The organism is Sorangium sp. So ce302 (genome assembly GCF_051530145.1).
GTDB lineage: Bacteria > Myxococcota_A > Polyangia > Polyangiales > Polyangiaceae > Sorangium > Sorangium cellulosum_B.
In genome coordinates, this window is record NZ_CP150326.1 from 4,376,519 (window position 1) to 4,389,516 (window position 12,998).

General features: G+C 72.4%; 6 protein-coding genes. 4 read left to right on the forward strand and 2 right to left on the reverse strand.

What is annotated here, in order from left to right; translation table 11 throughout:
- Nucleotides 1-141: 141 nt before the first annotated feature.
- Together WME73_RS16670 and WME73_RS16675 are read left to right on the forward strand one after the other, a co-directional pair.
- A complete protein-coding gene (locus WME73_RS16670) occupies nucleotides 142-963 on the forward strand; it encodes a sensor histidine kinase (RefSeq protein ID WP_437916320.1) in 822 nt (273 codons plus the stop codon).
- Nucleotides 964-1,083: 120 nt separating this feature from the next.
- A complete protein-coding gene (locus WME73_RS16675) occupies nucleotides 1,084-5,178 on the forward strand; it encodes a hypothetical protein (RefSeq protein WP_437916321.1) in 4,095 nt (1,364 codons plus the stop codon).
- A gap of 218 nt (nucleotides 5,179-5,396) precedes the next feature.
- Here the strand turns inward: WME73_RS16675 and WME73_RS16680 are convergent, their stop codons facing one another.
- Nucleotides 5,397-7,424, reverse strand: a complete 2,028-nt coding sequence (locus tag WME73_RS16680) for a DsbA family protein (RefSeq protein WP_437916322.1) — start codon at nucleotides 7,422-7,424, stop codon at nucleotides 5,397-5,399.
- 411 nt (nucleotides 7,425-7,835) lie between these two features.
- A complete protein-coding gene (locus WME73_RS16685; protein ID WP_437872317.1) occupies nucleotides 7,836-8,330 on the reverse strand; it encodes a hypothetical protein in 495 nt (164 codons plus the stop codon).
- Between the two features lie 291 nt (nucleotides 8,331-8,621).
- Between WME73_RS16685 and WME73_RS16690 the strand changes: the two genes are divergently transcribed.
- Both WME73_RS16690 and WME73_RS16695 read left to right on the forward strand, forming a co-directional pair.
- A complete protein-coding gene (locus WME73_RS16690) occupies nucleotides 8,622-11,414 on the forward strand; it encodes a protein kinase domain-containing protein (protein ID WP_437916323.1) in 2,793 nt (930 codons plus the stop codon).
- Between the two features lie 65 nt (nucleotides 11,415-11,479).
- The gene (locus WME73_RS16695) at nucleotides 11,480-12,985 is read left to right on the forward strand and encodes an MATE family efflux transporter (RefSeq protein WP_437746436.1); all 1,506 of its coding nucleotides are present in this window, start codon (nucleotides 11,480-11,482) and stop codon (nucleotides 12,983-12,985) included.
- Nucleotides 12,986-12,998 lie beyond the last annotated feature (13 nt).

Consider the following 12,998-nt stretch of genomic DNA (forward strand, 5'->3'; position numbering starts at 1 on the left):
AACTGTCCAGCGCAGATGGGGGTCTCTGCGCGGTTCACCCCCAGCCTCCGGCGACCGCTGTTTCGGGGCAGCCCCGACGACAGTTGGCTTGCTCGTCTGATGCTCGCGGTCCGCGCTGCTGCATATTCGGAGCAGGCGTTTATGTGGATGGATGACGAGTTCTTCGCGCGTGTGGGCCACGATCTTCGGGGCGAGCTGGCGACCATGCTGGCGGGGGTCCACTATCTCCTGCGTTACCAGAAGGACCTCGGGGCGGCGCCGCGGGACATGCTGGAGCGCGTGCGCGGTGCGGGCGAGCGGCTGAAGCGGCTGCTCGACGAGTTCGACAACTCCATCTGGCTCCGCGCGGACGCGAGCCGTCCCATGGCGATCGCCGCGTGCGATGCTGGCGAGCTCGCCCGCCGCGCGGCGGGGCATCTCGAGGAAGCGGCCACCGCGCGTGGCGTGCGCATCTCGTTCGATGCCGAGCCCGACGGGGGCGCGCCCGTGGAGGGGGATCCGGAGCTGCTCCGGGTGGCGATCGAGTACGTGCTCGGCTTCGCCATCCTGCGCTCGCGCGATCGCCCCGTGCAGATGCGTGTCTCGATCGCTGACGGTGAGGCGGTGGTGACCGTCATCGACGAGGCCGGCCCCGTCGCGCCCGAGCCGCTCGCCCGGCTGCTCGATCCGTTCGGCGAGCGGGGGGCGATCCCCGCCGACCCTGTCGCGCCGCGCCGTCGAGAGCGGCTGGGCCTCGGGCTCGCGATCGCGCGTGGTATCCTCGGTGCGCACGGGGGCGGGCTGACCGTGGAGCCGTCGTCCGAGCGCGCGGACGGCGGCTCGACGGAGCCGGCCTCGGGGCTCTCCGCGACGGGGCTGCGATTCACGTGCTCTCTCGGCGGCGTTCGGCGGGGCTCTCCCCCCGGCTCGCCCGAAACGATGGGTCGCGGCCGTGCGGCGAGCGCGAGCGGCGATGACGGATGAGATCCCGCCCAGGGCTCGCAACGCGCGGATCGTGTCCGATGAAGACTTCGTCTAGGATGGACGGGGTCGCACGTCGCGAGCGTGCTCCAACTTCCACCGCCCACCGATGAATGCGCCTCGATGCCGACGCTGAGCTCTCTCCTCGTGCAGCATGGGGTTACCTCGATGCGGGTGGTCGAGGAGGCGATCGCCCGCCAAGTGCTCCACGGCGGCGATCTCGCCACGAATGTGCTGGAGCTGGGTGCGGTGCGTGAGCGAGAGCTCACGGCGCTGCTCGCGGAGAGTCTCGGGCTCCCGCCCGCCGTGGGCCGGCTGCGGCCCGCGTCGCCCGAGGTGCTCCGGACGATCCCCGTCGATCTCGCGGTCCAGCACCGCGTGTTCCCCCTCGACGTACGCGCAGGCCTCGACGTGGCAGCGACGGGAGCCCCGCAGCGCGAGGCGACGCTCGTCATCGCCACGGCAGAGCCCCTCGCGTTGCCCGTGGCGGAGGAGCTGAGCTTCGCGCTGGGGGTCAGCCTGCGGCAGCTCGCCGCGCCGCTGGTGCGCATCCGCCAGGCGCTCGCCGAGCACTACGGCGTGGCCCTGGAGCGGCGGTTGTCGCGGCTGGTGAAGCAGCTCGACGCGCGCGCCGAGCCGAGCCCCAACGAGTCGAGCGCGTCGAACCTGGCGAACGAGCCTGGCCCTGCGGTCGCCGCTGCGGTCCCGCCGGCGGCGGCGCCGCCGCCCGCCTCACCTGCCGGCACCGACGCGGCTCCACACGCGGCGGTCGACGCCAGCTCGTCCGCGCAGATCGACGCGAGTTTGCCCGCCGAGGTCGTCGCGGATCCATCGGCCGAGCTCGTTGCCGCCTCGTCCCCTGGCGCCGATGCGGATTCACCTGCAGGCGTCCGCCCCACGTCGCCTCCAGGAGTCGAGGCGGCTTCGCTGGCCAGCGTCGATGAGCCCGAGGATGCCGCTGAGACCCAGCAAAAGCGACCCAGCATCGAGGATGCACCGACGGTCGAATCGCTGACCTCTATCTACGACGAGGACACGGTCGTCGCGGACGTCGCGCTCAACGAGGCGGTGCCCACGCCGAGGAAGCCGCCGCTCCACGAGATGGATGACGAGCCGACGGTCGTCGCTGCGTATCCGCTCGATCTCTCCTTGCTCCGCTATCCCGAGGCGCACATGCCTCGGATCGAGGCGGTCGCTTCACAGCGCGCCGCGCCAGCTCCTGGTGAGGCGGCCGCGCATACCCGCCAGGCGGCCGCGTTGCAGGAAGAGCCGGCGATCGAGCCGGCAGTGCCGACGCCGCGCTCCGAGCAGCTCGCGCCGCACCTTTCGCTGCTGGCGCCATCGGAGGCCGTGCGCACGTCGCAGCGCGTGGAAGCCCCGGGGCCGCCGGTCGAAATCCCGGAGCCGGCGCCGACAGCAGCGGCCTCGCCGGCGTCGGCGCTGTCCGGCGTGCGTTCGCCAGCGCCAGGCACTCAGCTCCTGACGGGCTGGCTGAAGCGGGCCTCTGCTGCACACCGGCCTCAGCAAGCGCCGCTGCCGCGAGCCGCTGCGGCGCTCCAGCAGCAGCCCGACGGATCCGCATCCACGGCGTCGACAACGGCGGCATCGGTACCCGCAGGTTCGACACCTGAGGCGCCGGTACCCGTGCCGTCAGCGCCTGCGGCGCCGGCACCCGCGGCGTCGGCACCTGCGGCAACTCCGGCGGAGCGACGCGAGCTCTCCTCGAGCGCACCGGCGGCGAAGGTCGCCATGCGCGAGGCGGGACGGTCTGCATCCGCTTCGCAGAGGCGGAAGGGCCCCTTCACGCTGGCCATGGCCGAGCAGGCGCTCGCCGCCGTCGGATCGAGCGAAGAGGTGCTCGGCGTCCTCTTCGACTTCGCTCAACAGTACTTCGAGTACACGGTCCTGTTCACGGTGCACGGCGAGCGCGCTGAAGGCCGCAACGCTTCAGGTCCAGGCGCCGAGCGCGAGCGCGTCACGAAGATCGCCGTGCCCTTCGAACGTCCGAGCGCCATCGCCAGGGCGCGCGCGCTCCGCGCGCCGGTCGTCACCGCCGTCGCCGGCAGCGCGCCTGACGCCGAGCTCCAGCGCGAGCTCGGCAGGAAGGTCCATGCGGCCGCCGTGGCGGTCGTCCCGATCGTCGTGCGCGGCCGCGTCGTCGCGCTCGTCTACGGCGACGACGGCGCCACCTCGGTCGAGCTCTCGAGCATCGGAGACCTCATCGCGCTCGCCGGCATCGCGGCGACGGTGCTGGAGCGGCTCATCCTGCGGAAGAAGCAGAACCGCAGCGGCGGAGCCCAGCAAAGCGACGGCCCGGCGCCCCACGAGGCCGTCACGCCTCAGCAGAAGGCGCCCGCGCCTCAGCAGAAGGCGCCCGCGCCGCAGCATCCCGCGCCCGTGCCTCCGGAGGACGCCGCCGCGCGTTCGGAGGACGCCGCTGCGCCGATGGACGAGCAGGCCACGGAGGGACCGCTCTCCCTGCGCACCCGCGCCGCGCTCATGGAGCTGAGCAGCATGGTCCGCGCGGACGCGCACGGCGCGCACGTCGCCGCCGCGGGCGCGCAGCTGCCTGCGGCGGATGCAGACCGCGACGCGGGAGAGCCCCCGCCCGCCGGCTCCTCTGACGTCGCGCCGCAAGCCGTGCGGCCGCAGGGCGGCTGGACCACGGAGGACGGCGCTTCTGGGATCGACGCCGTCGCGCGGGCCTTCGGCCTTCGCGGCACCGGCGTGGAGACCGAGCCCGTGCGGCCGGACGAAGGTGTCGCGCATGCGATGGCCTTCAGCTCGACGATCCCGCCGGCCCCGACGCAGCACGCGCAGCGCATGGGCTCCGAGCCGCAGTTCCGTTCGGGCCTCGAGGTGGACGTGGACGTCGTGTCCGGCACGGCCGTCACGGCGCCGATGATGCCGGCGGTCACGGCGCCGATGATGCCGGCGGTCACAGCGCCGATGATGCCGACGGTCACGCCGCTGCCTGCGCCGCGCGCCGCGGCGTCGTCGGCGCCGGCGATCATCGACGAGATCCCCGACCTCGAGATCCCTGCGGCGCCGGTCCCTTCGGCGTCGGAGGACCTCGATCTCGGCGAGCCGGAAGAGGCGCGGACGAAGCGGTACTCACGGCCTCCGTGGATGCTCGACAGCTCGATCACGCCGGGCGCAGAAGAGCACCGGGAGCTCGGGCCGGCGCCGGCCGCGGGGCGGCCCTCATGGCGCCGCCGTACGCCTGTTGCCGTCGAGAGCGCCACGGCGTACGCGAGGCCCCCGTCCGAGCGGCGCGCCGCGGTCTCGCCGTCGCCGGCCGGCGACTTGCGCGCGGAGTACAACTCGCTCCTTCAACATGTCCTCGCGGGCGGCGAGGCCGGCGCGAGGGCGTTCGCCGAGCTCGTGCGCAACGGCGACACGGCGATCTCAATCGTCGCCGCGCGGTTTCCCGGTCCGCTCCGGGTCGATCGTCAGCGCTTCCGTGAGCAGCTCGCCGGCCCGGAGGGCGCCGCGATCGTCGCCACCGTGCCCCCCGCCTCTCAGTGCGGGCCGCTGCTCGAGCTCATCGTCGCGATCCGGCGCCCGGCGCTGCCCTTCATGACCGTGCGGAGCGCCTCGCCCGATCCCGAGGTGCGCCTGTGGGCCACGCACGTGCTCGGCGAGCTGACGTACCCGGAGGCCGCCAACGCGCTGCTCCCACGGCTCTTCGACGACAGCATCGCCGTGCGGCGGATCGCGATCCAGTCGGCCGCCTCGCTCATCGCGGCGCCGCCTGCGGGCGGCCCCATCCTGCAGGGGCTCGATCACATTGCGCGCGACCGCGAGGAGGCGTCCGCGCGGCGGCTCGCGGCCATCGAGACGATGTCCGAGATCCGCTCCGGAGCCAGCGTGCCGGCGCTCATCAGCGCGCTCACCGATCCTCACGAGGCGATCGTCGAGGCGGCGGCGCGGGCGCTGGTCGTCATCACGCGGGACGATCACGGCCGAGAGGCGCGCAGGTGGCTGTCGTGGTGGTCGAGGAACGGCGAGCGCCATCGCATCGAGTGGATCATCGACGCGCTCACGCACGAGAAGCCTGCCATCCGCCGCGCGGCGATCGACGAGCTGAAGGGCGTCACCAAGGAGTACTTCGGCTACTACGAGGACCTGCCGCGGCAGGAGCGGGAGGCCGCCCAGGAGCGCTACCGCGCGTGGTGGATCTCCGAGGGGCGCTCACGGTTTCGCTCCGCCGGCTGAGGCCGCAACCACGGAGCGGGTGGCGGCGGGCGGGCGGCTCGCGGCGCCGCCTCCCGTGGGAGCGGCGCGCCGACGCCTCACGGGCGACGCGCGCAGAAGGAGATTGAGCCCGCGTCGCGCGGGGAGGCGGGCGGCTCAGCCGCTCAGCGGGAGCCGCCCGTCGGGTGGGATCAGGGAGGGTCAGGGGAAGGGGAGAGAGCGAACCGCGCAGCGGCGGTTCACTTCGGCGCGGCGGGGGCGGCGGCCGGCTGCGTGGCGGGCGCCGGCTTCTTGACGGGCAGCCCGGCGGGCGCGGTCTCGCCGGCCTCCTTCATGGCCTTGTCGATGAGCTTCTTGAACTTCGAGAACGGCTGCGCGCCGCTGATGAAGTAGCCGTTCACGACGAACGCCGGCGTCCCGCTGATGCCCGCCTTGTCCGCCACGGAGTTCTCGGAGTCCACGAACGCCTTGTGGGTGTTCGCGTCGAGCGCCTTCTTGAACTTCGTCATGTCGAGGCCCTGCTCCTCGGCGTACTTCTCGAGCGAGGCGCGCGAGAAGGCGTCCGGCTGCCCCTGATTCTTGAAGAGCGCCTCGTGGTACGCCCAGAACCCGGCGTTGCCCTTCTGCGTGTAGGCCTCCTGCGCGGCCTCGGACGCGAGCGGCGCGTTCTTGTGCATCGGAAGCGGCCGGTGGCGCCACACGATCTTCAGCTTGTCGCCGTAGGTCTTCGAGATCTGGGAGACCGTGTCCTCGACGCGCTTGCAGAACGGGCACTCGAAGTCCGAGAAGACCTGCATCACGACCTTGGCCTTCTCGCCGCCCTTCCACGGGCTGTTCGGCGCCGGCGCGGAGACCTCCTTGCGCTCGGGCGGCGGCGGCTCCTTGCCGTCCTTGATGATCTCGGCGTAGAGGTCCTTGGCGGCGACGCCCTTGGCGAGCAGCGCCTCCGACTTCTTGATCTCCTCGTCGATGATCGTCTTGAACTTGTCGATCGGCTGCGCGCCGACGAGCCGGCGGCCATTGATGAAGAAGTGCGGGGTACCGGACGCCTGCAGGTCGTCCGCGAGCTCCTGATCGGCGGCGATGGACGCGCCAAACTTCTTGGTGGCGATCGCGGCCTTCACCTTCTCGACGTCGAGCCCGAGCTCCTTGGCGTAGCCGAGCAGGTCGTCGTCGCTGAGCTTCTGCTGGTTCTTCCAGAGCAGGTAGTACGCGTCCCAGAAGCCCTTCTCGCCCTTCTGCGCGCGGGCCTCCATGGCGAGCTCAGCCGCGGGTTCGGCGCGCTGGTGGAACGGGAGCGGGTTGTTCTTCCAGACGAACCGGACCTTGTCCCCGTAGGTCGTGAGGATCTCGTCGAGGGTCGGGACGACCTTGGAGCAGAACGGGCACTGGAAGTCGGACCACTCGACGATGGTGACCAGCGCGGTGGCCGGACCCTTCGCGGGGGCGTCGCCGACGGGCACCTTCCAGACGGTCTTGTCGTCCTCCTGCGGGCGCTCGCGGTCCTTCTGCGGCGGCGCCTTCGCCTTGTTCTCCGCGGCGAGCTTCGCGTACACCTTGTCGGGCTTGGTCCCGGCGGCGACCGCCGTCTGCGCGGCCTTGAGCTGCTCGTCGATGACGGACGTGAACTTGTCGATTGGCTGAGCGCCGCTCAGGAACACGCCGTTGATGATCGAGGCGGGCGTGCCGGTGACGCCCGAGCTCTTGCCGACCGCCATGTCGGCGTCGATCTTGGCCATGTACTCCTGCCGATCGAACGCCGCCTTGAACTTCGCCCTGTCGACGCCGGCGTCGCCGGCCCACTTCTCGAAGTTCTCGGGCGTGAGGCTCTTCTGGTTCTGGAAGGCGAGCTCGTGGAACTTCCAGAACGCCTTCGAGCCGCCGAGGCGGAACACGGTCTCGGCCGCGAGCGACGCCGGGCGCGCGTTCTTGTGGAAGGGGAGCGGGTTGTTCTTCCAGATGATGCGCAGCTTCTCGGGACCGTACTTGTCCTTGAGCTGGTTGATCGTCGTCTCGACCTTGCTGCAGAACGGACACTCGAAGTCGCTGAAGACGACCATCGTCACCGGCGCCGCCCGCGTGCCCCACATGGGGTCCTTCGACGACACCGGGACCGCCGCGTCCTCGTCGGTCCACGGCTGACCATCCTCGACGGCCGCCGAGATCTCATGCCCGCGCGAGCCGGCGCTCCGATCGATGCTCCACATCAGCCCCATCCCTGCGATGAAGCAGAGAAGAAAGCCGACGATGGCTGTTCCCTTGTTCATGATATTTCCTCTCTCAACATGGTGGGGCTCCGCCAGGCGGGCCCCTCCTTCAACGCGCGCGCGGCACCGGGTGCAGCGCCCGCGACGAGATCGCCAATCGTGAGCTCCCGGGGCGGCGAACCACCCCGGGCCAAGGGAGCCGCCGCCGCGTGCGCGCGGCGCAACCCCCGGCGGAGCGCCAGGGCCGCTCTCGACCCCTCACGCCGGCGCCAGCGACCGGCCTCGGGCGCCGCTGGCACGTCGCCTCGAGAGGGCGAGCCTGCGCGACGTGGGACCGGACCAGCGCCTAGGAGGCTCGGGTCAGACCGGCAAGCGCTCCGGACCTCGCGGCAGCGCCGCCCTCGCGCCGAGAGCTGCGGTCCATGAGAGACCACGCGGCGCGATCGGGTGCGGGCTGCCGGCGAGCTCGCCTCATCGAGGCGGGTGGTAAACGCCCTGCGCGATGCCGGGACGCGGTCCTCCGGAGACCGCCGCGAACGAGAAGAGCGAGAGCGGCGCGCACGGGGCAGGGAGGACGAGGTCAGGAAGGAGCAACGCCTGCTGCGGGGCGCTGGAGAGCTCGCTCACAGGGCCGGGGTGCCGCGAGTTCGGCCCGACCATCGGGCCGCCATCGCTCCTGGCGCAGCCTGGCGCCGCGTCGATCCGCGCGTCGGTGATCGGGAGGGTGCGGGGCGGAGCGACCGAGGAAGCTCCGCGGGGATCGCAGATCGGCGCGTCCCTCGTCTCGCCCGTCGCGCCGTCGACGCTGGTCAAGACGGTGCACGACGGCTCGTCCGGCGGGGCGACGATCGTCATCCGGTCGTCCTCGCACACCGGGACGATCGCAGCGCGCGCTGTCAGCGGCAGGACCAGCGCCAACGCGAACGTCAGCACGGTCATCAGGCGCTGGACAGCGTGTCGCGACATCCCTCGCCAAGGATTAGCCGAGGCGTGCAGGGAGAGCAATGGCCCGGATCCCCGCGGGAACGCGGCACTTCGGGGTCTTCCTGGACGGATCCCGACGCTTCTCCAGGGTACCGCCCGGAGGACGCCACTTGTCGACAGGGTGTGGATAACCCTGTGGATAAGTTGGAGATCCCCTGTGTCGAAACGGTGGTTCGAGCGGCCCGCGCCAGCAGGAGCACGGCCGGTTTCCGCGTCGCGCAGCGGTTCGCGTGAACTTGGCCCACCTTGTCCTACATCCGGTAGGTTCGCTTCATGGCGAACTCCTCCGCGACCGTGCCTCGCCCGGTTCCTCCGCCCTCGCACGAGCCCACCAAGAGCGGCTTCGCTGCGGACGATGTTCCCCGGCCGCTCGGCCGTTACGTGCTCCTGCGACGCATCGCTCGGGGAGGCATGGGGGAGGTGTTCCTCGCCTCCACGACCGGGCTGGAAGGGGCGGAGCGCCCCGTCGTCGTGAAGATCATCCGCCGCGAGCACGCGTCCGATCCGAGCTACATCGCCCGCTTCCTGGACGAAGCGCGGGTGCAGGCGCAGCTCCAGCACTCCGGTGTCGCGCAGGTCATCGAGGCGGACGTCGACCCCGCGACGGGGGAGCCTTACGCGGTGGTCGAGCACGTCGAGGGCCGGAGCCTCGGCGAGCTCCGGGCCCGCGCGGTGCAGCTCGGGCACCGCTTCGACTGGGCGGAGGCGGTCGCGATCGCGACGATGATCGCCGAGGCGCTCGCCCACGTGCACGAGCGCAGGGACCCGTCGGGCGCCGCGCTCGCCATCGTCCACCGCGATCTGTCGCCGCAGAACGTGATGCTCGGCTTCGCGGGCGACGTGAAGATCATCGATTTCGGCACCGCCCGCGGGCAGAACCGGCGCTGCCACACGGTCGCGGGCGTCGTCTTCGCGAAGCCGGGCTACGTCGCGCCGGAGGTCGCCAACGGCGACCCAGGCGACGCGCGGGTCGATCTCTATGCGCTCGGGATCATGCTCTGGGAGCTGTGCGCGGGGCGCCGGTTCCTCCAGGGCGACGCGCAGACGCACATGGCCGCGGTCGCGCGCAACCAGAACGACCCGCCGCCGATCGCGCTGTCGCTCGGGGCCCCGTCGGCGCTCGACGCCGCCATCGGGCGGCTCACGGCCTTCGACCGCGAGGCCCGGTACCCGTCGAGCCGCGCCGCCGCGCGCGACCTCGCCGCGCTCCTCGGGGCGGCGGTCGCCCTGCCCGGCGGCGAGCGCGGCGTGCGCGCGCGGGCAGCGCACCTGATGCAGCGCCTGTTCCCTGGCGAGCCGGGGCGCTCGCGCGGCGAGTTCGCGGCCCTCGTCGCCGCCGCCAAGGCCCATCGCGCCACGGCCGTGACGCCGGTGAGCCCGCGCGCCGAGGCCATGGCTTCCGCCGAGCGCGTGGATGACGGCACGCTGCCCGGGACGCGCTACCGGCTGCTGCGCGAGATCGGGACGGGCGCGAGCAGCACCGTCCACGAGGCGGAGCACGTCGATCTGGGGCGCCGCGTGGCGCTCAAGGTCGTCTCGGCGGAGCACTCGGCGACCGACGTGATCGCGAGCCGTTTCCGCCGCGAGGCCCGCGTCCTCTCGCGCCTCTCCCACGAGCACCTCGTGAAGGTCCACGATTTCGGCATGGCCGCGGACGGCCGGCTGTTCTGCGCCATGGACCTCCTCGAGGGCGAGACGCTCGACGCCCTGCTCGTCCGCGGCGGCGCGATCGACTGGAGGGACGCGCTCGCGATGGCCGCCAAGGTGCTGAGCGCGCTCGAGCTCGCGCACGCCGAGGGGCTCGTCCACCGGGACATCAAGCCCGAGAACCTCTTCATGACGCGCCCGCGCGGCGCCGAGGGGGCGCTCTCCCTCGCGGACGCCGGCCTGAAGCTGCTCGATTTCGGGCTCGCGAAGCGCCTCGCCGAGGATCGCGGCGAGGCCGACGGCGTCGCGGACGAGACGGGCGCCGGCGAAGGGCCGGCCCGGGCCGCGGTCGCGATCGTCGGGACGCCCGAGTACATGGCCCCCGAGCAGGCCGCGTCGGGGCGCATCGACGGGCGCGCCGACCTCTACGCGCTCGGCTGCGTCCTCTACGAGATGCTCACGGGGCGCCTGCCGTTCGTCGAGCAGAGCCTCGTCGCGCTGATCGACGCGAAGATCAAGGGCAGCCCCGAGCGCCTCCGCGAGCGCGCGCCGACCCGGCAGATCCCGACCTTCGTCGACGATCTGGTGATGCGCGCGCTGGCCCGTCACCCGAGCGTCCGCTTCCAGAGCGCCGCCGAGATGCGAACGGCCATCCTGGAGGCGCTGGGGCGACCTGCTCGCGCGCGCACCCGCCGCCGCGCGCTGGGGTTCGCCGCGGTCGCCGCCGCGATGACGCTCGCGGGCGTGCTGGTCGTCGGCAAGGGGCGCGAGCTGGTGGCCCGTGTCCCCGCGGTCGCTGCGCTCGTCGGCGCTGCGGGCGAGGCGGCCGCGACGTCGGGTGATGCGGCGCAGCCCGCCGCGCCGGCGATCGCCGCGGAGGCGCCGGCGGCAGCCGCGGAGGCGCCGGCGGGCGGCGCGCTCGCGGCAGCTTCCTACGCGCCGGCGTCCGTCGCGGCAGCTCTCGCAGCGGCCAGCGCGGCAGGGCAGGGGAGCGCCACGCCTTCGGCCCTCGCGGCTGTGCCCGCCGCCGGCTCCGATTCCGCCGCGCCCCGAGAGGGAGCCGCGCAGCCTGCGGCGGTCGTGTCGCCTGCGCAGGCCGCCATCGCGAAGAGCGACGCGGCGAAGCCGCCTGCGAGGGACGAGTCCGCCCGGCGCTCCTCGGCGATGACCGCGCGCGCGCCGGCGCCGAAGGCCGCCAAACCTGCGGCGCGCGGCGCGGCGGATCGCGCCTCCCGCGAGGTCGCGAAGCGCGAGCCGAAGGCGCGCGAGCGATCGTCCTCGTCCGTGGCGCGCGAGTCGGCCGCGCCGACACCCGCGCGTGGCGAGGCTGACACTGCGGCGAAAGAGGCGCACGAGGATCGCAGCGAAGCGAAGCGGCGCCGTCACAAGCGGCGGTCCCGGGTCGCGAAAGCGGAGTAGCCGCGCGCCGCGCGGCGCATTTCGCTCGCGCATGGGCTGCGGCGTTGTATACCGCGCAGCCTGCGATGGCTCAGATCGCCTTGTCCGCGCCGGGTTCGAACGCCGTTACTTCGGGCCCACCCCATCGCGCCATCCTGCGGCTCGCGCTGCCGACCGTGGCGGCGATGCTCACCCAGAGCATCGTCAACGAGGTCGACATCGTCTTCTTCGCGCACCTGCCGTGCCCCGAGTCCTCGAACGCGCACGCGGCGCTCTTGCCGTCGCTGATCGTCCTGTGGCTGTTCGGCGGCTCGCTCAGCGCGATCTCGGTCGGCACGCAGGCGTTCACGGCGCGCCGCTTCGCCGAGAATCGCCCCGGGGACGCTGGCGCGGTCCTCGCCAACGCCCTGTTCTTCGCGATCGTCGCCGGCGTCGTGTTCTCCGCGATCGGGTACCTGACGATGCCGTACATCCTGTCCGTCATCATCAAGGTGCCGGACGCGCGGCAGGCGGCGCTCGATTACCTCGGCTGGCGCCTGCTCGGCGTGACGTCGATGGCGGCGACGTTCGCGCTGAAGGCGTTCTTCGACGGGATCGGCAAGACGCACATCCACCTGGTCTCGGCCCTCGCGATGAACGGGCTGAACATCGTGCTCTGCATCCTGCTCATCTTCGGCAACGCCTCGCTCGGCATCCCGAAGTACGGCATCGCCGGCGCGGGCATGGCCGGCTTCATCTCGACCTACGTCGGCCTCGCGATCATGCTCGCGTACGCGCTCCTGCCGGAGTACCGGCGCCGCTACCGCCCGTTCGCCACGAGCAAGCTGTCGGCCCCGCTCGTCTGGTCCATCCTCAGGCTGTCGATCCCGAGCGCCGTCGCGACCGTCGCGATCATGACGGGCTTCGCCCTCTTCTACGCGATCGCCAGCAAGCTCGACCAGGTCGCGCCGGCGGGCGTGGTCTCGCCGCTCTGTCCCGGCGGCCGCGCGGAGCCGGTGTACGGCGCAGCGACCACGGTGATCGTCGGGATCCTGAAGCTCACGTTCACCGCCTGCCTCGCCTTCGGCACGTCGACGGCGACGCTGGTCGCGCAGTCGCTCGGCGAGAAGGACGGCGACAAGGCCGCGCGCTTCGGCTGGACCAGCGTCCGGCTGGGGCTCGCGATCTTCGGCGTCGTCGGCCTGCTCGAGGCGATCTTCGCGCCGCAGATCCTCGCGTTCGCCAGCAGCAGCGAGCTCGTCCAGGCCGCGGCGCTCCGGCCGCTCCAGATCATGGGCATCTGCACGCCGCTCGTCGCGGTCGGCATGATCCTCACGCAGGCGCTCTTCGGCGCGGGCAACACGATGTTCGTGATGGTCGTGGAGCTCATCCTGCACTTCACCTGCCTCGTGCCGCTGGCGTGGCTGCTCGGCATCACGCTCGGCTTCGGCCTGATGGGCATCTGGGGCGCCGGCGTCGTCTACGTGGTCCTCCTCGCCGCGACCATGGTGTGGAAGTTCCGCTCCGGGGACTGGAAGAAGATCCATCTCGACGCCCAGAGGCCCCTCGACGGAGCCGCGCTCGGCGAGGGCGGCGGCGGGGCGAGCGCGTAGGGCTCTGAGCCGA